This is a genomic window from Alcaligenes nematophilus (assembly GCF_026344155.1).
Taxonomy (GTDB): domain Bacteria; phylum Pseudomonadota; class Gammaproteobacteria; order Burkholderiales; family Burkholderiaceae_B; genus Alcaligenes; species Alcaligenes phenolicus.
This window is the reverse complement of the sequence record NZ_JAPKMZ010000006.1, coordinates 236,426-259,198: the sequence shown is the minus strand read 5'-3', so window position 1 is coordinate 259,198 and position 22,773 is coordinate 236,426. Positions and strand designations below refer to the sequence as shown.

The window sequence follows — 22,773 nt, the reverse complement described above, 5'->3', positions numbered from 1 at the left end:
AAAGGAGTAGGCGATGCATGGCAAGGACTTTCAGGCCTTAGTAACGCGACAGAACGGCGAGACGGTCAGTAACGCCTTGGAGTGGCGCTCTCCAGTCAGCCTGTCGCCAGGAGAGGTCCGGATACGCACGGCCTATGCCGGTGTGAATTACAAGGATTGTCTGGCTATTCAAGGGCAGGCGCGCATCATTCGGGACTTCCCGCGGGTGGGTGGCATAGAGGCGGTTGGCCAGATTATTGAGTCGGCCAATTCCTCCTTTGCCGTGGGCGATCCGGTTATGGCCCATGGATTTGATATGGGTATTTCCCAGGACGGCGGCTTTGCACAGCAATTGCATGTGTCGGGTGACCATGCGCAGAAAATCCCGTCAGGGCTGTCCTTGCGGGAAGCGGCTGTTTTGGGCGTGCCGGGGTTTACGGTGGGTCTGGCCCTGGACAGGTTCGAGGCTCAGGGTTTGACGCCACAATCCGGCCCTGTGGCGGTATCAGGGGCGAATGGCGCGGTAGGCATGTTGACCATTGCTCTATTGGCGCAGGCGGGCTACGAGGTCGTGGCTTTGACACGGCGTACTGAGTTGGCCCCCGCTTTGCAGCAACTGGGTGCCAGCGAGGTGCTGGATACCGCGATCACACAGTCCAATCGTCCTTTGGAGACCGCCCGGTTTGCGGCGGCCATCGACAATGTGGGTGGGGCGGTGCTGTCCTGGCTGCTTCGGTCGATGAGCGACTCTGGTCAGATTGCCTCGGTGGGTAATGCGGCAGGCAATACGTTTGAAGGCAGTGTGTTGCCTTTCTTCGTGCGGCGTGTGCAGATCTTTGGGGTGCTGGCCAATGCGCCGTGGGAGCAACGCTACCGTGTCTGGAATCGATTGGCGACAGAATGGCGTCCCGACTTTGCCCTATTGGAACCGTATGTGCATGTCGTCGAATTGGCGGATGTCCCTGATCTGGTGCAACGCCAATTGGAGGGTGCCGCACATGGTCGCAGTCTGGTTGCCTACGGAGACGTCCTATGAATCAGGTGCTGGCAGGGGTACGGGTTCTGGAGATGGAGGCTATTGGGTCGGTGCCTTGGGCAGGGATGATTCTGGCGGACCTGGGCGCTACCGTGGTTCGTATTGCCAGGCCAGAACCAGCTGATATGGGGATCGTGCGTGATCCTCGTTTTGAAGTCACGACACGAGGCAAACAGCGGGAAACAGTGGATTTGAAGTCTGCTGCCGGACGCGCCAGGGTGCTGGAACTGGCCGCAGAGGCCGATGTGTTGATAGAGGGAATGCGCCCCGGAGTGATGGAACGTCTTGGATTGGGTCCACAGGATTGCTGGCAACACAATCCGGCACTGGTGTATGGCCGGATTACGGGCTGGGGCCAGTCCGGGCCTTTGGCCAGGACGGTGGGCCATGACATCAACTATCTGGCCTTGAGTGGTGTGTTGCATGCCATCGGTCCGGCAGACGGTGCACCGGCGGTACCCTTGAACCTGATCGGGGATTTTGGTGCGGGCGGCATGTTGCTGCTGGTCGGAGTTTTGGCCGCTTTGATGCAGGCTCGTAGTACCGGCAAAGGGCAGCTTGTGGATGCCGCCATGGTAGATGGTGCCTTGTTGATGTTGGCCCCGATTTTGGGTCGTTGGCAGGCAGGGCAATGGCAGGATCGGCGTGCCAGCAATTTGCTTGATGGCGGGGCACCTTTCTACTCGACTTACCAGACGGCTGATCATAAAGCCGTGGCGGTGGGCGCTATCGAGCCGCGTTTCTACAAGGCCTTGCTTGACGGTCTGGGTCTGAATTCGGATAACGTTCCCCAGCAACATGATCAGAGCGCCTGGCCTGCAATGAAAGAACGATTTGCCCAGATTTTCAGGCGATATCCTAGAGCGCATTGGGAAGCGGTGTTTACCGGCACTGAAGCGTGCGTGACACCGGTGCTTTCCTTGGCGGAAACAGTGACACATCCTCACTTTGTCGAGCGTGACAGTTTTGTATGTTTGGATGGGGTTGTGCAGCCGGCTGCGGCTCCCCGGTTTTCCTGCTGACAGCTTAGGCATAGTTGTCGTAAAAAAGCCCCTGAACTGCACCCCAAAAGTTAGACACAGGCCCAACCTTTGGGGTGTGCCGCGCCCCTGGAATTTGGACGGTTTAAAACTGGAGAGGGGTTGCCACTTTGGGTTTCACTGCTCACTTTTGGACGAACTTGCTTGGGCTCAGCTCAAAGAGGGGCTTTTTATTAAGGCGTCCTGCGTTGTTAAACCGCAGGCAAATCCATCTGCTGCCTACGCAAGAAATACGAAGCCTCCGCCAGCTTCAGGAACCCCACCATCTCGGTACGCGCATACTCCGGATCCCCGCTGGTCAGGGCTTTGCCCAGCTTTTCCAGCGCCTCTACCGTGGCCTGGTAGTTATCGGTATCGCTGGTATTGGCAAAACGCACCTGGTTGGCGTGGTCGGCGGACATGGCGATGGCGTCTAGCAGGCGCTCGTTGTGTACGCATTGCAGCCAGGCTTGGCGAAAGCTGGCGTTAGCGCTGAACATCAGGGCGGCGTCTTTGTGCACCATGGCTACTTTAGCCAGATCAATGGCTTTGCTAAGACCGGCATGGAGCTGATCGCGGTCGGCGATGTTGACGGCCAGCGCTGCAGCAGCCGGCTCCAGAATGCGGCGTAACTCAAAGATGTCGCGCACCATGGCGTCGGTCAGCACGGGGACCTGAAATCCCCGTGTGGTGCTGTTCAATAAACCTTCGTTGACCAGTCGCAGCAGGGCCTGGCGCACGGGCATGCGGGTGCAACCAAAGCGCTCGGCCAATTCGTAATCCAGCAGGCGGTCGCCGGGGTGCCAGTCGCCTGCATTCAAACGCTTGCGGGTGTCCCGGTAAATGGTGTCTACCAGCGTTTCCGCCTTGCTTGCCTGTGTGGATTTACCAGTCGAAGTCGCCATACGAAACCGATCAGAAAAGAATGGATGATTGTATCGTACAGACCCCGCTGCGCTGATCGGGTTTGTGCCTAGAACTTGGTTCGTATCCCCACCCTTAACAAGGTCTGGTTACGCCCCGTGGAGCTGGGCATGCTGATTACGTTGGCCGTCGCGCCCTCGCCTTGCGCGTGCTGGATGATGGCCTGGGTATAAATATCCGTGCGCTTGGACAGGAAGTAGTCGGCCGTCAGGTTTAGTTGGTGGTATTTGTTCGACCCCAGGGTAGTCAGCCCATAGCCCGGTCCCAGTACCAGATTGGGTGCCGCGCGCCAGGCAAAACCCAGCTGATAGTTGCGGAAGGTATGGTTCTTTTGCTGGCCATCGGGAGCCACGTACAGGGCTTGTGAAAACACACCGTAGACGGTCACTTTATCGAAGGCGTAGTTTGCTCCTATGCCCCAGTCGCGCAGGTAACGGCCACCAACTCGATTGGGCGCGCCGCCGCCGGTCAGCGGGCTGATGTCCAGGCTGGCTTCCTGCACCTCGGTATAAGCGGCACCCGTCGCAAAATTGCCGTTTTTATAGTTGGCCGTAAAGCTGATGGTGCGCCCGGTTTGGGCCTGCCCTTCGCGCCGTTCCGGGAAGCCGTACATGGCACCCAGCTCAATACCGGCAAAGGAAGGCGTCACGTATTTCACCGACTGATTGACCCGCTGGCCGCTCATGCGGTCGTTGTCCAGAGGGCTGTTGGAATAGCCGCCTGCCGACCAGGTGGGGGTGTAGAACGCCTGCAAGGTATCGGTGAAGAAATCGTATTGTCTGCCCAGCTTGATGCTGCCCAGATAATCGGATTTCAGGCCCACCCAGGCTTGTCGGCCCCACAGGGCGCCGCCTTGCCCTGCTTCCCCAGTCGCCACGGAAAAGCCGTTTTCCAGTTGAAAGATGGCAGTCAAACCATTGCCCATCGACTCGGAGCCACGCAGACCCAATCGGTTGCCTTGCATGACGCCGGTATCCAGCGTGGTTTTGGAGGGGCCGTTGGCATTGCTGATCCAGGTCAGGCCCGCATCCAGAATGCCGTACAAGGTGACGTTGTCGCCGGTTTGCGCCGTGGCGCTGGAGCTGGCGATCAGCGTGGCCAGTCCGACACAGCCAGCCATAGCGGTTTTGACGTGACGGCGCATCATTGGGCACCGCCTTTGCTGGGGACAGCGTGTAATTTAGCGGCCTGATCCAGGGCGTTTTGCTGGCGGGCAGATGGCAGGGCAAAGACGCACAAGCCACCCAGCACAGCCAGACCGGCAATGGTCAATACAGCGGTGCTGGTGCTGCCGCTCATTTCTTGTGCCAGACCCATGGCGTAGGGGCCAAATAAACCGCCCAAGGCTGCTACTGCATTGATCAGGGCATAGCCGGTTGCAGCGGCGCGGCCACTCATGAAATTACCGCCCAAGGCCCAGACCAGGGGTGTGCCGCCAATGAACATGGCCGTGGCGATGATGACGCCAATAATGCGCACGGTCGGATCCGGTGCCAGGGCAGTCATCAGCAGGCCGATAGCACCACCGGCGCAGGCAATGGCCAAGTGCCAGCGACGTTCCCCAAAGTAGTCGGAAGAGCGGCCCAGAATCAGCATGGCCAGAGCCGAGGCAGCATAGGGCAAGGCGGCAATATAGCCAATGTGGGTCAAGTTCTTGATACCGGCTTCCTGAATGATGGTGGGTGTCCAGAAGATCACCGCATAAATGCCCAGGTTCAGGGATAGCAGCACGCAGGCCAGCCACCACACATTGGGTTTGCCCAGTACTTCAGCAATTTTGTCCTTGCGCGGCAGCTCGCGTTGCGCGTCCTGGTTCAGGGTGTGCAGCAAGGTTTTTTCTTCCTGGCTCAACCATTTGGCGTCTTCAGGACGGTTGGGCAAGGTCGCCCATAGCAAGGCCGCTACAAAGACAGCGGGCAGCCCCTGCAAGAGGAATAGCCATTGCCAGTTATGCAGGTGCTGGGACTCCGAAAACACATCCATGATCCAGCCCGAGAGCGGGCCTACGATCATGCCGCCCGCAGCAGCGGCAGTAACCAAGGTCGCCATGACGCGGCCCTGGCGTTGTGGGGGGAACCATTGCGCCAGGTAATACACCACGCCAGGCAGAAAGCCGGCTTCCGCCACGCCCAACAGGAAGCGGACGATATAGAACTGTGTGGGGGTGGTGACGAACATGGTCAGCACGGACAGGATGCCCCAGGTAACCATGATGCGTGTCAGCCAGGCGCGGGCACCAAAGCGGTACAGCAAGAGGTTGCTGGGGATCTCGAACAACAAAAAACCCACAAAGAAGATGCCCGAACCCAGGCCATAAACCTCGGCCGAAAAATTCAGGTCTTGCAGCATTTGCAGCTTGGCAAAGCCCACGTTGACGCGGTCGATGTAGGCAACGATGTAGCTGATGAACAGGATGGGCATCAGCCGCCAGAGGATTTTGCCGAAAAGCAGATCCTCGGCCTTGGAGGGAGCCGGGTCCGCGGGGCGCGATTGTTGTCTCATGATAGTCCTTATTGGTAATCGCAGTAAGTGAATTCAATTGAACTCATTTTTTGTGAATATATTCATTTTCATACTTGATGGTCAATAAGTGCTATAGGTATAAAACAAGTTAGAAATTCATTAATATATTGAAATTAAACGAATTTATAAAAATTAAAAAGCCAGTTTATAGTACAAACACCTAGACTCGTTGACAGCGATATACCTGCTCTATAAACTGAATTCAGTTTTAAATAATAGCTATAAGGAGCTGGCATATGAGCAGGCAGGAGGCCCCTTCGGCCCAGGTGATCGAGCATGTTTCGTCCCTGATTGGCTTTGATACGGTAAGCAGAAACTCCAATCTGGCATTGATTGAATGGGCCGCCAACCGGCTCGAAGCGGCGGGCGCGCAAGTGCGTTTTGATTACAACGAATCGCGCTCCAAAGCCAATCTGCTGGCAACCTTCGGTCAGGGGCCGGGGGGCGTAGTCTTGTCTGGCCATACAGACGTGGTGCCGGTCGACGGGCAGGTATGGTCCAGTGATCCTTTTGAAGCCCAGATTCGTGATGGCCGTTTGTTTGGCCGTGGAGCTTGCGACATGAAAGGCTTTATCGGCGTGGCCTTGGCGCAGGCGCAACGCCTGGGTTCCATGACACTGCGCGAGCCCGTGCATCTGGCCTTGAGCTACGACGAAGAAGTGGGCTGTCTGGGCATTCCTGGCCTGATCGAGGAAATGCGTAAAGCCGGCATCCAGCCCAGCGGCTGCATTGTGGGTGAACCCACCAGCATGCGCGTTGTAGCGGCCCATAAAGGCGGCCGCATTTATCGCTGCCGCGTTAAAGGCTGCGCCGCCCATTCTTCTTTGACGCCACATGGGCTGAACGCCATTGAGTACGCCGCCAATCTGGTCTCGCACATTCAGCGTCTGGCGGATGAAGAGGCCCAGGTCGGCAAGCGCATTGAAGGCTTTGATGTGCCCTTTTCCACCATTTCCACCAACACGATTTCCGGTGGCAATGGCATGAATATTATCCCGGCCCATTGCGAGTTCTCCTTTGAATACCGCTATCTGCCTGGCGTGGACCCGGATGGCTTCATCGGCAATTTGCGCCGCTTTGCCTATGAGCAGGTCTTGCCGCGCATGCAGGCACGCCATGGTGATGCGGCGATCGAGTTCGAGTGTCTGGGCAGCATTCCTGCCCTGGATGACGAAGACAGCCAGGAGCTGAAAAAAATGGCGCTGGCTTTGCTGGGTGAGTCCGCCGCACAGCGTGTGGCCTATGGCACCGAAGCCTCGTTTTTCCAGGAAGCGGGCGTGCCCAGCATTGTCTGCGGGCCTGGCTCCATCACCGTGGCACACAAGGCCGATGAGTACGTCAGCCTGGAGCAGTTGGCCGCCTGCGAGTCCTTTCTGGGCAAGGTGATCCAGTCCTTGGCTGCTTAGGGCGGGATGGTTTCCGGCAGGTCTTGGGGCCTGTCTTATTCTGAAGGAACAATTTTTCATGAAGCTAGCAAAACGCATTACCGGCACCTCCCAAAAATCCTTTGGCATGTACGAGCAGGCGGCTCGTCTGCAAGGCGATACCTCGGACCTGATTCATCTGGAAGTTGGCCGCCCGGACGCGGATACGCCAATGGCGATCAAGCAGGCGGCAGCCGATGCCTTGATGCGCGGCGAGGTGCATTACAGCGATCTGCGTGGGGTGCCCGCCTTGCGTGAAGCCTTGGCCGCCAAGCTGCGCAAGCAAAACAAGCTGGATGTCGGGCCGGATGATGTGCTGGTCACCAATGGGCTGACGCACGCCTCCTTTGCCGCTTTCTTCGCCATTCTGGACGAGGGTGATGAGGTGATTTTGCTCTCGCCGCACTACCCGCAACATATAGGCAAAATCGAGCTGGCCGGGGCGCATCCGGTGCTGGTGCCGCTGAACAAGGAACAGGGTTTTGCCATTGATGCGCACGCCATCGAAGCGGCGATTACGCCCCGTACCCGGATGGTGGTGCTGGTGAATCCGGCCAACCCCACGGGTCGTGTGTACCGTCGCAGCGAGCTGGAAGCATTGGCGCAATTGGCCATCAAGCATGACCTTGTCGTGGTCTCGGACGAAGTCTACGAAGACATTACCTATGACGATGCCGAGCACATCAGTATTGCCTCCCTGCCCGGCATGCAGGAGCGTACCGTGTCCATGTTTGCCTTCACCAAGTCCTACGCCATGGATGGCTGGCGCATTGGGTATCTGGCCGCGCCTGCCTGGTTGATGCCCGGCTTGTTGAAGATCACTGCTAACGATGTCACCCATGTGAATACCTTTATTCAGGCGGGCGCGCTGGAAGCGGTGGTTGGGCAGCAAGAAGCCTTGCGCGGGATGATTGCGGACGACGACGCCAAGCGCCGCCTGATGCTGCAACGTCTGAATGCCATGGCGAATGTCAGTTGCGCCCAGGTGGAAGGCACGATTTATGCCTTTGCCGATGTGCGCGCCACGGGAGTGCCTTCGCAGGAACTGGCCGAGCGCTTGTTAAAGGAAGCCCGCGTGGTGGTTGAAGCAGGCAGCTTCTACGGTCCGCAAGGTGAAGGTTTCTTGCGCCTGTGTTTTGGTTCTGCCTCGTATGAGCAGATCGAGCAGGCCATGGATCGTTTGCAACTGTTCTTTGCTCAATTGGAGGCTCAGACCAGCCAAACCGCCGCCTGATAGCGTGAGCCGACAAGATTTCAAGGCCGCTTTCTGTCATGGAAAGCGGCCTTTTTGTGTCTACCAGCGGGTGTTTTGCCCTGACGATCTAGCGAAATACATGCCCAGACCATGACTTTTTCATATAAATATATAGACTAAAGTCCGTACAAATAAACCGACAACCCATGTCGGTGTTTTCCCTTAAATTGGTGCGTATCCCCCTGTAGGAGCTGGTTATAAGGTCATTATCAATCCATATTTCCATAGACAAGTATCGGCTCCTTATTATATTGTTCGTATCAAACAACAATTATGTCCGGTCAATTAATAGGAGCAGGTCCATGAAATACGGGATACGGGGTGTACTGGCAGCAGCAGGGATGGTGGCCGCGCTGGGCGCGCAGGCTCAAACGCTCAAGCTGGGTGTGGTAGGAGGCATGACAGGTCCAGGCGCGCCCTGGGGTCTGGCTATTGATGGTGGCGTGAAAATCGCCGTGGATGAAATCAATCAGGCCGGCGGCCTGGAAGTGGGCGACAAGAAGTACAAGGTTGAAGTGCTGACCTACGACGACCACTACAAGGCAGCGGATGCAGTAACCGCCACCAACCGTCTGATCGATCAGGATGAAGTGAAATACATCATCGGCCCGATTGGCTCGGCTTCGGTCATGGCCATGAAGCCGATTACCGAGCGCAACAAGGTCATCATGCTGTCCAACAGCTACTCGACCGAAGTGCTGGATGCGAATACGCAATACATGTTCCGCGTGCTGCCTACGCAGTACGAATACAACCGTCAGCTGATCGGCTGGTTGAAGCAGGAACGCCCCGAGCTGAAGCGTCTGGCGATCCTGTCGCCTAACGATGCAACTGGCTGGAGTACGCAAAAGATCCAGACCGCTGCATACAAGGACGCCGGTTACGACGTGGCTGAAACCAAGTTCTTCGAGCGCTCGCAAAACGATTTCCGCACCTTGCTGACCAGCATTCTGGCCAAGAACGTGGACTTCATCGAACTGGATACGGTGCCACCCGGCCCGGCCGGGATCGTGATACGTCAGGCACGTGAAATGGGCTTCAAAGGCCAGTTCACCAAGTTTGGTGGCAATAACGTGGCTGAAACCGTGAAGTCTGCCGGTGCGGACAATGCGGAAGGAACCTTGGTGTATTTGTCTGCCGATCCGTCCAGCGAACCGTACCAGAAGCTGAGCCAGGCTTACGCCAAGGTCCACAGCAACAGCATGGATGACTTCGTTTTCTACTTCTACGATGCCACCCGCCTGCTGTTCAAGGCCATTAATGAAGCTGGCACTGTGGACGATACCGATGCCGTGCGTGCCCGCATTGAAGCCAATAGCAGCTTTGACGGTATTCAAGGCGCGATTGTCTGGGGCGGCAAGGATGTCTACGGCGTGAACCACCAGATCGCCACCCCGGCCTACCTGGGTGTGATCGAGGGCGGCAAGGCCAAGGTCATCAACAAGTTCGACGCCCGCTAATTACCGGTTTTGTTTCAGTACGCACTCCGCCACGGCGGTGGAGTGCACCTTGATACGGTTAGCAATTATGCAGATCGCAATGCAAATCGCCATCATCGCCCTGATGTCCACGTTCGTGTACGCCCTGGTTGCCCTGGGTTTCACGCTGGTGTTTGGCATCTTGCGGGTGGTGAACTTCGCTCACGGCGAGTTCTACATGCTGGGCGCTTACGCCATGTATGTGTTTTATGGTCAGTTTGGCTGGCCCTACCTGCCCTCTATCGCGGCCGCTGCCGTGCTGGTGGGATTTCTGGGCTTACTGGCTGAACGCGGCCTGTTCCGTCGCTTTGTGGGCGACGAGATGGGCGGCATGATCATGTCCCTGGCTTTGGCGATTACCTTGCAGGCGGGGATCTCGCTGCTGTTCTCGGTGGACGAGCAATCGGTACGCCGTCCGGTGGAAGGTGCATGGCAAATTGGCCAAGCCTTTTTCGCCAAGGATCAATTGCTGATCGTAGGCATGAGTGTGCTGGCGCTGGCCGCCTTCTATTTTCTGATCGAGCGCACCCGTATCGGCATGACGATACGTGCGGTGGCGCAGGATCGGGAAGTGGCACGTCTGCAAGGCGTCAGTTCCTGGAAGATCATGGCCTTCACCTTTGCCTTGAGCTGCGGCCTGGCCGGTTTGTCGGGTGCCCTGATGGCGCCGGTTTACACCGTGCACCCCTATATGGGCGAAGCCGTGGTGGTGAAAGCCTTCATTATTGTGGTTCTGGGTGGTCTGGGCAGCTTGCCCGGTGCGGTGGTTGCCGCCCTGATTCTGAGTGTTACCGAGGCCGTGGCGTCCACCTTCTATAACGCGACCGTGGCCACCATGTTGTCCTTCCTGATCGTGATGGCCGTGTTGCTGGTCAAACCCAGCGGTTTGATGGGGAAATCGTCATGAGCGCGATCAAAACTGCTTCTTTCTATCCGCGTGATGGCGCCCTGCAATGGGTCTGGCATGCCGTTGTGGTCGCGGTGCTGCTGGGCTGGCCCGTGTGGGCCGGACAGCCTCGCTTTGCCCTGCATCTGGCCATCATGGTGTCGCTGTACGCCTGCCTGGCCATGAGCATGAATCTGGTTTTGCGCATCGGCCAGCTTTCGCTGGCGCATGGTGCCTTGTTCGGGCTGGGGGCGTATGCCTCGGCCATTTTGAGTCGAGATTATGGCTGGTCCTTTCCAGCCGCGTTTTTGGGCGCCGGAGTGCTGACGGCAGCATTAGCTGTGATCACCGGCCCTATTTTTATGCGTATCAAGGGTGTGCATTTCGCACTCTTGACCTTCGCCCTGGGCGAAGCCGTGGTGCTGTGCTTTATCGAGTTCCACGAACTGTTTGGCGGCAATAACGGCTTTGGCCAGATTCCGGCCCTGCAAGCCAGCTTGCCGATTCCTGAAGGGCGTTACGGCGTTTATCTGGTGACGGTCAGCTTTGCCTTGGTGGTGTATTTCGTGCTGCGGGCCCTGTACCGCCGCGAATGGGGCATGGTGGCGGACTCCCTGCATCAGAACGAGCAATTGGTGCGTTCCGGTGGTTTGAATGTGCTGCGCTTTCGGGTCAGTGTGTTTGTCCTTAGCGCCCTGATTGCCGGCTGGACAGGCAGCTTGTATGCCCACTACCAAGGCTATATCTCGCCTGATTCCTTCGGTTTCTGGACAGCGGTGAATGCCGTCATCATGAATGTGCTGGGTGGTGTGGGTGCCCTGGCTGGTGCCGTGGTGGGGGCCGCAATCCTGATCCCCCTGCCCGAGTTGCTGCGCGACTTGCAGCAGTATCAGCGCCTGATCTATGGCCTGACTTTGATTTTGCTGCTCTTGTTCATGCCGCAAGGTTTGGCGGGTCTGTGGCGTAAGTGGCGCGGCGCGCGCAAGGAGGCAGCATGAGCGTGCAATTGAATGTTCAGGGTCTTAGCCGACATTTTGGTGGGATCCGCGCGGTGGACGAGGTGTCCTTCAGCACGGCTCCCGGTCAGATTACCGGCGTGATCGGCCCCAACGGCGCCGGTAAAACCACGCTGTTCAATCTGATTGCCGGTACGACCAAGCCCAGCGCGGGTGCTGTCACCATGGATGGTGCCGCGATTACGGGTCGCCCGGCCGCGTCCTTGGCGCGCCAGGGTCTGGTGCGTACCTTCCAGATGACGCATGTATTTGCAGGCCACACGGTATTTGAAAACCTGTATCGCGCCGCTCTGTTCCGTCAGTTTCCTTCGCCCTGGTCGCTGTTCAACCCTTGGGGTGTGCGTCGTGGCCGCGAAGAGGCCGCGCGACAGGCTGAACAAGCCTTGGCCTTGATTGGCCTGGAATCTGTAGCCGATGAGCAGGCCGATTCGTTGGCCTACGGTTTACAGAAGATTTTGGGTGTGGGTATGGCCCTGACAGCCATGCCCCGCCTTCTTTTAATGGATGAGCCCGCTGCTGGTTTGAACCCGGTGGAAACCGTGGCTATGGCCGACCTGATTGAACGCATCCACGCCAGTGGCATTGATGTGGTGGTGGTCGAGCACGATATGGGCCTGGTGATGCGCCTGTGCCAAAAGCTGGTGGTGCTGGTTAACGGTCGTTTGCTGGCCGAAGGCCCGACCGCACAAGTGCGTCAGGACCCACGGGTGATTGAAGCCTATCTGGGTGCGGATCTGGACAAGGAGCCTGGGCTGGAGCCAGCCGTGGAAGCCCGCGCAGCGCAAAACGGGACGGGACACTCGGCTTCGGTCTCTACAGCTGGTCAGGGAGCTGCCAAGGTCAGCAAGCCTGCGCCCATGCTGGGAATCAAGGACTTGAGCGTGTCCTATGGCGCAGTACGGGCCTTGGACAAGGTCAGTTTTGCGGTGGAAGAAGCCAGTGTGTGCGCCGTGATCGGGGCCAATGGCGCGGGTAAATCGACCCTGATGAAAGCCATTAGCGGTCTGGTGCCGGTTGCTGGGGGAGAAATCCTGTTGGAAGGCCAGCCTATCCAGAACCTGAGTGCAGAACGCCGTGTGAATCTGGGTATTGCCCTGTCTCCTGAAGGCCGTCGCCTGTTCCCGGAACTGACGGTGCGCGAGAACCTCTTGATGGGGGCGTATCTGCGTCGCGATCAGGTCGACATTACGGTGGATCTGGAGCGTATTTATGGCTACTTTCCGCGTCTGCTGGAGCGCGAGCAAAGCCAGGGGCGTCATCTCTCGGGCGGCGAGCAGCAAATGTGCGCGATTGGCCGTGCCTTGATGTCCCGGCCCCGCCTGCTCTTGCTGGATGAACCCTCCCTGGGTCTGGCCCCGGCGGTCACTTTGGAAGTGGCGCGCGCAATTCGCCAGATCAGCCAGGACGGCACCACGATTGTGCTGGTGGAGCAGAACGCTCGCCTGGCGCTGAAGTTGTCGAATCACGCCGTTGTGCTGGAAACCGGGCGCTTGAGTCTGGCGGGCGACAGCAAAGACATCATGAATAACCCACAAATTGCAGCAGCCTATCTGGGCCACGCCGCAGAGGCTTCGCATCATGCCTAATATTTACCAGGTCGCCATGTTCAATGCCGAGCGCTACCCCGACAAGGTAGCGGTTTCGGACGAGCGCCAGGCCTTGTCCTTTGCTCAGTTCTGCGCCCGTGCGCGCGCCTTGTCGGCCTATTTGAAAGGTTTGGGCGTACAGCCGGGGGATCGGGTGGCCATCATGACGCCCAATTCCATCGATTATCTGGCCTTGCTGCATGCCACAGCCGTAGGCGGTTTTTCTCTGGTGCCGGTGAACACCCGTTACGGCGCCGCCGAACTGCGTTACTTGCTGGATGATGCCCAGCCTACCGTGTGCATTGTGGACCCGGCCTACCGTCCCTTGCGCGAGCAGATCGAGTCCGAAGGTGGTTTGAACAGTGCCGTGCAGTGGCTGGAGCATTTGCCTGAGGCCTTGCCCGATCACCGTGCGGATGATCCGGTGCAGCATCGCTTTGGACGTGTGGGGGATGAAGATGTGGCCATCATCATGTACACCTCGGGTACGACCTCAGCCCCCAAGGGGGCCATGCTGACACACGGCAATCTGTCGGCCAATGCGGTGAACTACATCATGGAGCTGGGCATTGATGCCAACAGCCGCTCCTTGCTGGCGACACCCTTGTTTCACATTGGCGGCTTCGGGGTGGTGAATGGCCCCATTCTGTATGCCGGTGGCAGCTTGCACGTGGTGCCACGCTTTGAGGCCGATGCCGTCATGGACGCGCTGCGTCTGTACCAGCCTACGCATGTGTTCCTGTTGTCGGCTATGTGGGTAGGCTTGACCGATCACCCTGAGTTTAAAGAGCTGTCCCTGCCCGGTGCCCAGTTTGTGCAAACTGCGGCTGCGCCTTTGGGTCAGTGGCGTCAGGACTTGATCCGAACCGTGTTTCCCAATGCTGAATTCAGCTGGGGCTTTGGCATGACGGAAAGCTGTGTCACCACCATCAAGAATCGCTACACGCAGGAGATTCTGGAGCATCCCGGTTCCATCGGCTACCTGTGGCGGCATGTGCAGTACCGCTTGGTTGATGCAGACGGCAAGGTGCTGCCCGATCAGCGCGGGCCGGGCGAAATGCAGGTGCGTGGCCCGACTGTGTTCAAAGGCTATTGGCGGCAGCCCGAGCTGACCGCCCAGGTGTTGGATGCCGATGGCTGGCTGCACACGGGCGATTTGATTCGGGTGGACGATGAAGGCTTTGCCTATTTCATGGGCCGCAGCAAAGATATGATCAAGACAGGTGGCGAGAACGTGGCCGCGCTGGAAGTGGAAAACTGTCTGGCCAGCCACACCGATGTGCGCGAGGCCGCCGCCTTTGGCCTGCCCCACGAGTATTGGGGCGAAGAGCTGGTTGCCGCGATTGTGCCCGCTAATGGCCGTGAGCCGGATGTGGAAGTCCTGCGCGAGTTTTGCCGGGAAAAACTGTCCGGCTTTAAAGTACCCAAACGCATCTTTATTGTGGATTCCCTGCCCCAGTCCTCTTCGGGCAAAGTGCAGAAGTTCCTTCTTCGACAAAGGTATGTCTGATGCTGACGTCTTTATCTCTGTTTGACCCTGCCGTGCTGGCTGCCTGGGCCAAGCGCGCCCGCGCCGATGATTTTGTACGGCAGCATAGTGTCCTGGCCGATGTTTGCGTGGCGCTGCGCAATACCGACACCGGCGAGCATAGTTGGCTGGCCGTGTCAGAACAGGATGTGCAGGCGGGCACCGGCCCGCGCGAGGTGCCGTTCTGGCTGGAAGGCGATAGTGCTGCTTTTGCGGATCTGGCCCAGGGCTTTCCATTTAACCGCTTGGTGCGTCAGCACCGTCTGGTTGTGGGAGGCGATTTGCGCGCCTGCGTGCAGAACTGGATGTTGTTGTACGCCCTGACCCGCCTGACGGGCGAGCTGGAGGTCTGAGCATGCCTTATGTGACAACCGCGGATGGTATCCGCGCCTATTACGATCTGGCCGGTTCCGGTCCGGCCTTGGTGATGGTGCACGGCGCCAGTCAGGACAGTCTGTCCTGGCAATATGTGCTGGATCACTTTGCGCCCTTTTATACGGTGTATGCCCTGGATTTGCCCGGTCACGGCAAGAGCGGCATGCCATTGGGTGGACCTCATACCGCCACCCCGCAAAACGCTCAGTATCTGCTGCAATTTCTGGATGCGGCGGGTATTCAGAATCCGGTCCTGATGGGCCATTCCATGGGCGGGGGCGTTGTCGCCCAGGCTGCTGCGATGGCGCCCGAGCGTATTCGTGGTCTGGTGCTGGTTGATGGCGCTTCGGTGAACGTAGTGAAATCTTCCGGCTATAACCCGCGCATTCTGGAGATGGCGCGTATCAATCCGGGCGACTGGTTTGAAGTGACCTTCCGCACCTTGATGGGCACCCTGTCCGACCCGGCCCGTGCGCTGGAAGTGGTGACGGATGCCCGACGTTGCATTCCGGCGGTGGCCTTTGCGGATATCTGTGCCTTTGGCGGTTTTCGCATGGAGCAGATTCTGGAGGATATTCGTTGCCCGGTGGTGATTGTGGAAGGCAGCGAGGATTGGTCCGTGCCGCCAGAGTCCGCCAGAGAGGTCGAACGCTTGCTGCGAGAAGGCAAAGTTCCGGTGGAATATATAGAATGGCCGGGCATCGGGCATTTTCCCCAAAGTGAATGTCCTGAGCAGTTCACCCGCGACACCCTGGCTGCGATGCGCCGCCTGTCTCTTTAAGCTGAAAACCGTATGGCAAACAACGAATCCCAGTCCAGCGCCAAGCCAACCCTGTATCAGAACATGAGCGATCGCTTGTTGGAGCTGATCCGTTCGGGCCATTACCCCGTCGGCTCCAAGCTGCCCACCGAGATGGAGCTTTGCGAGATGTACGGGGTCGGTCGGCACACGGCGCGTGAAGCCATACGCAAGCTGACTGATCTGGGTTTGATCGAGCGGCGTCGCCGTGCCGGTACCACCGTGATACGCCAGCATCCCAAGCCGCAATTTGGCCTGGCGCTGGACACCACGGACCAGTTGCAGCGCTATCTGGAATTTACCGATTTGCACGTGCATAAAAAGGCGGTTTGTGTGGATAAGCAGCCGCCTGAAACCGCGCTGGACGGTGAGCCGGCAGATTGGGTGAAGGTGGAAACCTACCGTAGTGTGCCGGGCAGCAAGCGCGGCATTTCCTGGACAGATATTTATCTGCGCAAGGAATACCAGGCGGTAGCTGACCTGATTTCGACCCAGCCTGGCGGTGTGTACCCGCTGTTGGAGGAGCACTGTGGCGAAGTGGTGGAAACTATCGAGATGGAAATCTCCGCCTCGCGCTTTCCCCCGCATGTTGCCCGCTTTCTGGGCTACGAGGACTCCGACCCGGCGCTGCTGATTATCCGTACCTTCCGCAATCTGGCGGGCAAGGTCATGGAAGTGGCGGTCAGCTTTTACCCACCTTATGAATTCCGCTACGTCACGCGCCTGTCGCGCAGTGATGGGAGCCACCGCTCACAGAGCTGATTTTTCCGAACCTTTGGGGAGACATTCATGAAACGCAAATATGGCCGCAGTGTGACGGTCAAGGTGACGGGCGACCATGCGCTGGTGCGCTTTGATCGCGGCGTGAACCGTAATGCTATTGATCAGGGCACTTTGCTGGCCCTGACGCAAGTGGCGCAGGATCTGGCCTTGTCGCTGGAGATTCACACTGTGGTACTGACCGGGGCCAAGGATATTTTCTCGGCCGGGATTGATCTGAAAGACCCGCAAAAGTGGAACGATGAACAGGCTGGTTTGCTGGAACGCCGTGATGTGGCCCAGCGTGGTGCGCGTTTGTGCCGTTTGTGGGAAGAACTGCCACAGCTGACCATTGCCGCCATTGAAGGCGCCGCCGTGGGTGGTTCGGTTGCTCTGGCGCTGGCGTGTGATTGGCGTGTGGCATCGCAGTCATCCTTTTTGTATTTACCTGAAGCCAAGGTGGGCCTGAACATGGGCTGGGGCGCCATTCCACGCATGGTGAACATGCTGGGTGCCGCTCGTACTAAACGTGCCATCTTGCTGGCCGAACGCTTCGGTGCTGAACAGGCGCTGGACTGGGGGCTGCTGGATGAGGTCTGCGAACCCGGTCAGGCCGTGGCGGTGGCACAGTCTTTGGCCAAGCGGGCTTCGGAGTCGCCTGCCGCGATTATCCGCATGACCAAGGAGTCGGTGAATCAGGTCGCCAATGCCTTGAACCGTCTGGGCATTTATATGGATGCCGATCAGGCGCTGGTGTGTCGCGACAGTGTAGAAGGAGCCCATGCGCGTGCGGGTTTTTTGTCCGCTGGTCGAGCCTAGATAAAACGGCTCTGCTTGGGGGCGGTCAGCGGACCGGCGACCAGGGCGGGAGAAGGTATTTTGTCGGACCGCGCTTGAGCGCACTGCGGGCGCATCGCTTTTGATGTTGCAGAGGTCTGAACAATAAATCCTGAAGCCAGTTGGGCGTACACCCCAGAAGTTGGAGACTGCTCCAGCCTCTGGGGTGTTTTTCATGGCGACGTACGATGAGCAACACAAGCTGCGTGGCGTTAGTGTGCGTAAATAGTGTGTTACGTGCCCCTATCCGCGTTTGCGGACAAGGGGCTATCTACATCGAGGGATCAGGCGGTTTGACGCTCTTGTGCCAGTCGTCCCATCCCCTGCGGAAATAAATCCAGCCCAGCCGTCGCCACCAGATCCCAGAAGCCAGCAGGCGAGCTGGACACAACAGTGACGCCCAGCTTGTCCTCGACCTGACGCACGGCTTCCAGCGACACCAGGCCGCCGCAAGACAGCAGCAAACCTTGTGCCTGACCGGGGGCCTGCTCTTGGGCGATGTCCCACGTCTTCAGACACAGGTCTACCAGCTCCTGCGTGCTGATTTTCGACATGGCCGTGACGTCATTAACGCCCAGTCCATAGGCGCAGACGGCCTGGATCTGGTTCTGGTCCAGAAATCGGACCAGGCGCTGGTTTACGTCATCAATATAGGACGAGGCCACCGCTACCCGTTCGATGCTGCTGACACGCAGACCGCGCAAGATGGCATGGCTCATGGTGGAGCATGGCAAGCCGGTGGATTCGCGCAGACGTGCCACCAGCTCTTCGTTAAAGTCCGAGCCGCGGTAAAAGCTCAGCGATGTTCCCATCAGGGACACGGCCCGGGCGCCACGGGCAGCCAGTTTCTGGGCTGCTTCCACCACCTGGTCGATAACCTGGTCATAGCCTTCCTTGTCCACCGAACTGAGCGCCAGACCTTGGGCGATGAAATCGATTTCCGGGTACATTTCCGGACCTTCCGGAGGCACCAGACCGGCGGCTGGCGGCACGATCAGGCCAAGTACGGGGCGCTGGGCGCCAGAGTTGTCAGTCGTCATAACTTAGCTGCTTATTTCATTGTTTAAAGTCGAGTTGGGCGGTCTTGATGACATTGGCCCAGCGTTCTGTTTCTTCACCCAGCCATTTTTCGGTGGCCTGGGCATCTTGATAACCGGCTACCGAGCCTTGGGCCAGGAAGGCATCCTGTACTTGCTTTTGCTGCATGCTGTTTTCCAAGGCCTTGCTGACGGTGGCGATCAAGGCCGGGTCCACGTTTTGTGGGGCCAGCATGAACAGCGACGGTGTCACGCTATAGCCAGGAATGGTTTCCGAGACGCTGGGCAGATCGGGCATGCCGGGGAAGCGGCGCTCGGACAAGGTGGCCAGCAGACGAATGCGGCCGGAGTTGGCCAGGCCGATCGAGGAAGCCAGGCTGGCAAAAGACATGGACACTTCACCGGAGGCCAGAGCCTGACTGGCGGGAGCGCCACCGCGGTAAGGAACGTGCACCAGTTCGGTTTTGGTCTGCAAGGCGAACAGTTCACCGCCCAGATGGTGCACCGAGCCTACGCCCACCGAGGCGAAGGTTTCTGTTTGAGGGGGCGCCTTGCGGATGGCCTCGATCAATTCGGCCACGGTTTTGACAGGGCTGTCGCCCGGAACGGCCAGCGCCAGATCAGACTGGCCCACCATACCGATAGGGGCGAAGTCACGCTGCAAGTCGTAGCGCAGAGCCGGGTAAATATACGGGGCGACCAGCAAGGAGGTATCGGCAAACAGCAGCGTGTTGCCATCGGCCTGGGATTTGGATACGTAGTCGGCAGAAATGGTGCCGCCTGCGCCGGATTTGTTTTCCACAATTACGGTGCGGTCCAGCTCCTTGCTTAGCGCCTGAGCGGTGACGCGGGCCAGGGTGTCGACCCCGCCGCCAGGGGCAAAACCCACGACAAGGCGAATGGGTTCGGCAGCGTGTAAAGCGGCCACAGGGCTTAATGTCAGGGCGAGCGCAGCCAGCGCACGCCGTGTGAAACGGCTTGCAAACATGAGAAAGTCTCCTCGGTATGAGTGGTAGTTTTTTTAGCTAATTATTAATTCAGTGCCGCATATAAAACCCGGCTAAAGGGTTGAGCTGGGCGTTTAGCCAGCTATAGCGCTCGCGCTTGTCGAACTCCCATTTCTCGGGATGGGCTTGGGCGACACGACGCAGGGATTCGGCCCCGGACAGCACATGGCTGGCCGCTGCCTGCATGGCGCTGGGGCCGTCGCGTTGGGCCAGGGCCTGGGTCAGTGCCTGATGTTCATGCCAGGACTGCTCCATGCGGTTTTCCTGATCCAGATGGCGGTGGCGGTAAGGGTTGGTCAGACGGCGCAGGTGTTCAATTTGCTGCACCATGAAGGTATTGCCGGCAATGCTGTGAATCAGGGCGTGCAATTCGGCGTTGTACGTGGCGTAATCAGCCAGGCTTTTTTCTTGCAGGGCCTTGGCACCGCGCTTTTGCAAACGCTCCAGTTCGCGAATCTGGGCATTGCTGATGCGGTAGGCCGCCAGCTGGGTACAGGCGCCTTCCAGCAGGGCCAGGGTTTCCAGCATTTCTTCCAGCTCTTCAATCGTGTGCTGGGTGACAAAAATACCGGCTCGGGGGGCAATGCGCACTTGTCCGGTGGCTGCCAACTGCAACAAGGCTTCGCGTACCGGCGTGCGTGATACCCGGAAAAAAGTGCACAGCAAGGATTCATCAATGGCGCTGCCCGGCGGCAGATCACCGCTGGCAATGCGGTGCTCCAGTTCGATTCGTACCCGGTCGGTATTGCTAAGCGTCATGTCTGTCTCCCAAGCCTTTTCCTGTTTTTTAGGCTTAAATGATTCTAGGGAGGGGTTTTTGATATATCAATTAAGGCTTATCCGAGGGTAAAGAAAGTTTTGCCCCGTTTTGATTCGGGGAAATTTCACGGATAATCATTTTTTGCGCCCCCTCTGGCCCTGTTCGGTCATAGAGGAAAGCACGCTATTTTTCGGATAAAAAAACCATGAGCGAAGAACGTAAACCGCTGGATGCATTGGCCAGCGGCGCCATGCTGGTCCTGTGCCTGATCTGGAGCTTTCAGCAGATTTTGCTCAAGGCCACGGCCAATGACATGGCGCCTATTTTTCAGATCGGTTTGCGCTCGGGTGTGGCTTGTGTGTTGGTGGCTTTGCTGGTTCTGGTGCGCACGCACAAGCTGGCCTTTACAGAAGGGGCCTGGAAGCCGGGGCTGATGGCCGGCTTGCTGTTTGCGCTGGAGTATTTGCTGCTGGGTGAGAGCCTGCGCTTTACCTCGGCAGCGCACGTGGTGGTGTTTTTATATACCGCGCCTGTGTTTGCGGCTTTGGGCCTGCATATTCTCTTGCCGTCCGAGCGTCTGGCCCGCTTGCAATGGGTAGGGATCGGGCTGGCGGTGGCGGGCATTGCCATAACCTTTCTGGGGCCGGCCAGTATGGACGGGGCCAATCTGGGCCGCATGTTGATCGGGGATTTGATGGCCTTGGCCGCCGGAGCCTTGTGGGGCTTTACCACCGTGCTGATTCGTAGCACGCGCCTGTCTGCCGTCCCGCCCTCGGAAGCTTTGCTGTATCAGCTGTTCAGCGCTTTTGTGATTTTGATGGTGGCCGCTGTCGTGACCGGGCAAACCGATATTCATTGGTCAGGCTTGTTGGGCGCCAGCCTGGTGTTCCAGTCTGTGGTGGTGGCGTTCTTGAGCTTTCTGGTCTGGTTCTGGTTGCTGCGTCAGTATCAGGCGTCGCGGCTGGGGGTGTTCTCCTTTGCCACTCCCTTGTTCGGGGTTCTGTTCGGGGCGTTTTTGCTGGGTGAAACGATCGAGCCGCGCTTTGTCACCGGAGCCTTGCTGGTGCTGATGGGTATTACGCTGGTCAGTGCTTATAGCTGGCTCAATCAATTGCGTAAACGCGTCCGTTGAGCATGAGTGCTCTCTTTTTACAGGCAGCAGGAATATGAAAACGGGTGCCAAATCTGCGCCTATTCCGGTCACTTTGCTGACTGGGTTCTTAGGCAGTGGCAAGACCACCTTGTTGAACCGCGCTTTGCAAGAAGCGCAGATGGCCGACACGCTGGTCATCATCAATGAGTTTGGGCAGACGGCGCTGGACCATCATCTGGTGGCGCATAGCCAGGAAAATGTGATCGAGGCTATGGGCAGTGGTTGCTTGTGCTGCACCATACGGCGCGATCTGGTACAGACCTTGCGCGACATTACCTGGCGTTTTTCGCGGGCAGGCCAGAGACAGTTTCGACGGGTTCTGATTGAAACGACCGGGCTGGCCAATCCTGCCCCTATCTTGCATACCTTGTTAAGCGATCCGCAACTGACCGGGAAGTACAGCCTGGCGGGTGTGGTGACGGTGGTGGATCTGGAGCATGGGCTGGAAACGCTGGCGCGCCATGCCGAAGCGCAACGACAGGTGGCTGTGGCTGATTTGCTGCTGTTCAGCAAGCGTGATCGGGTGGATGCAGGGGCGGAAACGGTACTGCGTGAATACGTGCGTGGTTTGAATCCTTTGGCGCAGCAGCAGATTCTGGCGGTATCGCAGCCTGTTGCGCCCAGTTTGTTGGGCTTGGGTGAGCAAGCGGGGCAAGGACGGGCCTGGAGCTTGGAAGCGTTCGAGGCATTGGGGCAAGATACTGGCGATCACGATCACGATCACGATCACGATCACGATCATGTGCATAGCCATAGCCATAGCCATAGCCATAGCCATAGCCATAGCCACGGCACGGGCACCCTGGCTGGCAACAGCAACAGCAACAGCAACAGCAACGGCAACAGCAGCAGTCAGCCCAGCAGCCTTGAGTCTACTCACCTGCATGGAGCAAGCTCCAACGAGTCCGCGGTCGGCCTGCCTGATGTTTCCCGCCATGGAGATTCCATCTACTCGTCAAGCGCCCTGTTCCCCCAAGCTCTGCCCGCCGACAAACTGCAATCCTGGTTGTCGGATTTGTGTCAGTGGGCAGGCCCTCGCCTATTGCGCCTTAAAGCTGTTCTGCCCGTCCAGGGCATGGACCAGCCGCAGGTGATTCATGCCGTGCAACATCAGTCCTATCCTTGGCAGGCCGTGCCGCAGTGGCCCTGGCCGGATCAACAAGGGCGCATGGTAGTGATTACACAGGATCTGGATTTCCAGGAGCTTTGGGCGCGGTTGCAGGCTTTGGATACGGCGGTTCGAAAGACGGATTGATACTCGCAGAGTCCGAGCCTCTCTTGGCCGGATTTTCTCTAGTCGTTGACTTCGAGCCTTTCTTGATCGGATTTTCTTGAGTCGCCGGGAGCTTGATGGAGCGTTGTCTCTTGGTCATCCGAACAGGCTATCCACCG

At 58.2% G+C, this 22,773-nt stretch carries 21 protein-coding genes; 15 read left to right on the top strand and 6 right to left on the bottom strand.

Annotation, left to right across the window (positions count from 1 at the left end):
- The first annotated feature begins 13 nt into the window (after positions 1–13).
- Both OSH04_RS16740 and OSH04_RS16735 read left to right on the top strand, forming a co-directional pair.
- The gene (locus OSH04_RS16740) at positions 14–1,015 is read left to right on the top strand and encodes a YhdH/YhfP family quinone oxidoreductase (RefSeq protein ID WP_266108902.1); all 1,002 of its coding nucleotides are present in this window, start codon (positions 14–16) and stop codon (positions 1,013–1,015) included.
- Positions 1,012–2,037, top strand: coding sequence for a CaiB/BaiF CoA transferase family protein (locus OSH04_RS16735; RefSeq protein WP_266108901.1), 1,026 nt, complete (start codon positions 1,012–1,014; stop codon positions 2,035–2,037). Before OSH04_RS16740 ends, OSH04_RS16735 begins: the two co-directional genes overlap by 4 nt.
- Before the next feature lie 209 nt (positions 2,038–2,246).
- On the opposite strand, the gene OSH04_RS16730 is transcribed toward OSH04_RS16735, so the two are convergent.
- The 3 genes from OSH04_RS16730 to OSH04_RS16720 all read right to left on the bottom strand — a co-directional run bounded on the left by OSH04_RS16730 (position 2,247) and on the right by OSH04_RS16720 (position 5,460).
- Entirely contained in the window at positions 2,247–2,939 is a 693-nt protein-coding gene (locus tag OSH04_RS16730) for a GntR family transcriptional regulator (RefSeq protein WP_251196924.1), read from the bottom strand.
- 68 nt (positions 2,940–3,007) lie between these two features.
- Positions 3,008–4,105, bottom strand: a complete 1,098-nt coding sequence (locus OSH04_RS16725; RefSeq protein WP_247966206.1) for a porin — start codon at positions 4,103–4,105, stop codon at positions 3,008–3,010.
- Positions 4,102–5,460 carry an MFS transporter gene (locus OSH04_RS16720; protein WP_060186773.1) on the bottom strand — a complete coding sequence of 453 codons (1,359 nt, stop codon included), beginning with the start codon at positions 5,458–5,460 and terminating at the stop codon, positions 4,102–4,104. The genes OSH04_RS16725 and OSH04_RS16720 overlap by 4 nt, the downstream gene beginning before the upstream one ends.
- A gap of 257 nt (positions 5,461–5,717) precedes the next feature.
- Here OSH04_RS16720 and argE point away from each other — a divergent pair, with 257 nt between their 5' ends.
- The 11 genes from argE (at position 5,718) to OSH04_RS16665 (ending at position 17,406) form a co-directional block, all read left to right on the top strand.
- Positions 5,718–6,887, top strand: coding sequence for an acetylornithine deacetylase (gene argE, locus OSH04_RS16715; protein ID WP_266108900.1), 1,170 nt, complete (start codon positions 5,718–5,720; stop codon positions 6,885–6,887).
- 58 nt (positions 6,888–6,945) lie between these two features.
- Entirely contained in the window at positions 6,946–8,139 is a 1,194-nt protein-coding gene (locus OSH04_RS16710) for a pyridoxal phosphate-dependent aminotransferase (RefSeq protein WP_266108899.1), read from the top strand.
- Between the two features lie 323 nt (positions 8,140–8,462).
- Positions 8,463–9,620, top strand: coding sequence for an ABC transporter substrate-binding protein (locus OSH04_RS16705; protein WP_035269405.1), 1,158 nt, complete (start codon positions 8,463–8,465; stop codon positions 9,618–9,620).
- Between the two features lie 79 nt (positions 9,621–9,699).
- Positions 9,700–10,545, top strand: a complete 846-nt coding sequence (locus OSH04_RS16700) for a branched-chain amino acid ABC transporter permease (RefSeq protein WP_021447158.1) — start codon at positions 9,700–9,702, stop codon at positions 10,543–10,545.
- The gene (locus OSH04_RS16695; protein ID WP_021447157.1) at positions 10,542–11,522 is read left to right on the top strand and encodes a branched-chain amino acid ABC transporter permease; all 981 of its coding nucleotides are present in this window, start codon (positions 10,542–10,544) and stop codon (positions 11,520–11,522) included. The genes OSH04_RS16700 and OSH04_RS16695 overlap by 4 nt, the downstream gene beginning before the upstream one ends.
- Positions 11,519–13,126: an ATP-binding cassette domain-containing protein gene (locus OSH04_RS16690; RefSeq protein ID WP_266108898.1), complete on the top strand. Its 1,608-nt coding sequence runs from the start codon at positions 11,519–11,521 to the stop codon at positions 13,124–13,126. Before OSH04_RS16695 ends, OSH04_RS16690 begins: the two co-directional genes overlap by 4 nt.
- Positions 13,119–14,636 (top strand): class I adenylate-forming enzyme family protein, encoded by a 1,518-nt coding sequence (locus OSH04_RS16685; RefSeq protein WP_250756386.1) that lies wholly within the window; start codon positions 13,119–13,121, stop codon positions 14,634–14,636. The genes OSH04_RS16690 and OSH04_RS16685 overlap by 8 nt, the downstream gene beginning before the upstream one ends.
- Positions 14,636–15,007 (top strand): hypothetical protein, encoded by a 372-nt coding sequence (locus OSH04_RS16680; RefSeq protein WP_021447155.1) that lies wholly within the window; start codon positions 14,636–14,638, stop codon positions 15,005–15,007. Before OSH04_RS16685 ends, OSH04_RS16680 begins: the two co-directional genes overlap by 1 nt.
- A 2-nt stretch (positions 15,008–15,009) precedes the next feature.
- Positions 15,010–15,810 (top strand): alpha/beta fold hydrolase, encoded by an 801-nt coding sequence (locus OSH04_RS16675; protein WP_086060709.1) that lies wholly within the window; start codon positions 15,010–15,012, stop codon positions 15,808–15,810.
- A gap of 12 nt (positions 15,811–15,822) precedes the next feature.
- Positions 15,823–16,590, top strand: a complete 768-nt coding sequence (locus OSH04_RS16670) for a GntR family transcriptional regulator (RefSeq protein WP_266108897.1) — start codon at positions 15,823–15,825, stop codon at positions 16,588–16,590.
- A gap of 27 nt (positions 16,591–16,617) precedes the next feature.
- Positions 16,618–17,406 (top strand): enoyl-CoA hydratase/isomerase family protein, encoded by a 789-nt coding sequence (locus OSH04_RS16665; RefSeq protein ID WP_266108896.1) that lies wholly within the window; start codon positions 16,618–16,620, stop codon positions 17,404–17,406.
- Positions 17,407–17,708: 302 nt separating this feature from the next.
- On the opposite strand, the gene OSH04_RS16660 is transcribed toward OSH04_RS16665, so the two are convergent.
- Genes OSH04_RS16660 through OSH04_RS16650 form a run of 3 tightly spaced genes read right to left on the bottom strand, consistent with a single transcriptional unit; the run spans position 17,709 to position 20,227 of the window.
- Positions 17,709–18,464, bottom strand: coding sequence for an arylmalonate decarboxylase (locus OSH04_RS16660; protein WP_266108895.1), 756 nt, complete (start codon positions 18,462–18,464; stop codon positions 17,709–17,711).
- Between the two features lie 16 nt (positions 18,465–18,480).
- Complete coding sequence (locus OSH04_RS16655) at positions 18,481–19,449, bottom strand: Bug family tripartite tricarboxylate transporter substrate binding protein (RefSeq protein ID WP_009461472.1); 969 nt, start codon at positions 19,447–19,449, stop codon at positions 18,481–18,483.
- A 49-nt stretch (positions 19,450–19,498) separates the two neighbouring features.
- Positions 19,499–20,227, bottom strand: coding sequence for a GntR family transcriptional regulator (locus tag OSH04_RS16650; protein ID WP_026483950.1), 729 nt, complete (start codon positions 20,225–20,227; stop codon positions 19,499–19,501).
- Positions 20,228–20,433: 206 nt separating this feature from the next.
- Here OSH04_RS16650 and OSH04_RS16645 point away from each other — a divergent pair, with 206 nt between their 5' ends.
- Both OSH04_RS16645 and OSH04_RS16640 read left to right on the top strand, forming a co-directional pair.
- On the top strand, positions 20,434–21,360 hold the full coding sequence (locus OSH04_RS16645; RefSeq protein ID WP_035269388.1) for a DMT family transporter: 927 nt from the start codon (positions 20,434–20,436) through the stop codon (positions 21,358–21,360).
- A gap of 34 nt (positions 21,361–21,394) precedes the next feature.
- Positions 21,395–22,636, top strand: coding sequence for a CobW family GTP-binding protein (locus OSH04_RS16640; protein WP_266108894.1), 1,242 nt, complete (start codon positions 21,395–21,397; stop codon positions 22,634–22,636).
- The last annotated feature ends 137 nt before the right edge of the window (positions 22,637–22,773 follow it).

Bases quoted from the DNA above. Each gene is read 5' to 3' on its own strand.
- OSH04_RS16740 (WP_266108902.1), top strand. From the start codon at position 14: ATGCATGGCAAGGACTTTCAGGCCTTAGTAACGCGACAGAACGGCGAG.
- OSH04_RS16735 (WP_266108901.1), top strand. From the start codon at position 1,012: ATGAATCAGGTGCTGGCAGGGGTACGGGTTCTGGAGATGGAGGCTATT.
- OSH04_RS16730 (WP_251196924.1), bottom strand. From the start codon at position 2,939: ATGGCGACTTCGACTGGTAAATCCACACAGGCAAGCAAGGCGGAAACG.
- OSH04_RS16725 (WP_247966206.1), bottom strand. From the start codon at position 4,105: ATGATGCGCCGTCACGTCAAAACCGCTATGGCTGGCTGTGTCGGACTG.
- OSH04_RS16720 (WP_060186773.1), bottom strand. From the start codon at position 5,460: ATGAGACAACAATCGCGCCCCGCGGACCCGGCTCCCTCCAAGGCCGAG.
- argE (WP_266108900.1), top strand. From the start codon at position 5,718: ATGAGCAGGCAGGAGGCCCCTTCGGCCCAGGTGATCGAGCATGTTTCG.
- OSH04_RS16710 (WP_266108899.1), top strand. From the start codon at position 6,946: ATGAAGCTAGCAAAACGCATTACCGGCACCTCCCAAAAATCCTTTGGC.
- OSH04_RS16705 (WP_035269405.1), top strand. From the start codon at position 8,463: ATGAAATACGGGATACGGGGTGTACTGGCAGCAGCAGGGATGGTGGCC.
- OSH04_RS16700 (WP_021447158.1), top strand. From the start codon at position 9,700: ATGCAAATCGCCATCATCGCCCTGATGTCCACGTTCGTGTACGCCCTG.
- OSH04_RS16695 (WP_021447157.1), top strand. From the start codon at position 10,542: ATGAGCGCGATCAAAACTGCTTCTTTCTATCCGCGTGATGGCGCCCTG.
- OSH04_RS16690 (WP_266108898.1), top strand. From the start codon at position 11,519: ATGAGCGTGCAATTGAATGTTCAGGGTCTTAGCCGACATTTTGGTGGG.
- OSH04_RS16685 (WP_250756386.1), top strand. From the start codon at position 13,119: ATGCCTAATATTTACCAGGTCGCCATGTTCAATGCCGAGCGCTACCCC.
- OSH04_RS16680 (WP_021447155.1), top strand. From the start codon at position 14,636: ATGCTGACGTCTTTATCTCTGTTTGACCCTGCCGTGCTGGCTGCCTGG.
- OSH04_RS16675 (WP_086060709.1), top strand. From the start codon at position 15,010: ATGCCTTATGTGACAACCGCGGATGGTATCCGCGCCTATTACGATCTG.
- OSH04_RS16670 (WP_266108897.1), top strand. From the start codon at position 15,823: ATGGCAAACAACGAATCCCAGTCCAGCGCCAAGCCAACCCTGTATCAG.
- OSH04_RS16665 (WP_266108896.1), top strand. From the start codon at position 16,618: ATGAAACGCAAATATGGCCGCAGTGTGACGGTCAAGGTGACGGGCGAC.
- OSH04_RS16660 (WP_266108895.1), bottom strand. From the start codon at position 18,464: ATGACGACTGACAACTCTGGCGCCCAGCGCCCCGTACTTGGCCTGATC.
- OSH04_RS16655 (WP_009461472.1), bottom strand. From the start codon at position 19,449: ATGTTTGCAAGCCGTTTCACACGGCGTGCGCTGGCTGCGCTCGCCCTG.
- OSH04_RS16650 (WP_026483950.1), bottom strand. From the start codon at position 20,227: ATGACGCTTAGCAATACCGACCGGGTACGAATCGAACTGGAGCACCGC.
- OSH04_RS16645 (WP_035269388.1), top strand. From the start codon at position 20,434: ATGAGCGAAGAACGTAAACCGCTGGATGCATTGGCCAGCGGCGCCATG.
- OSH04_RS16640 (WP_266108894.1), top strand. From the start codon at position 21,395: ATGAAAACGGGTGCCAAATCTGCGCCTATTCCGGTCACTTTGCTGACT.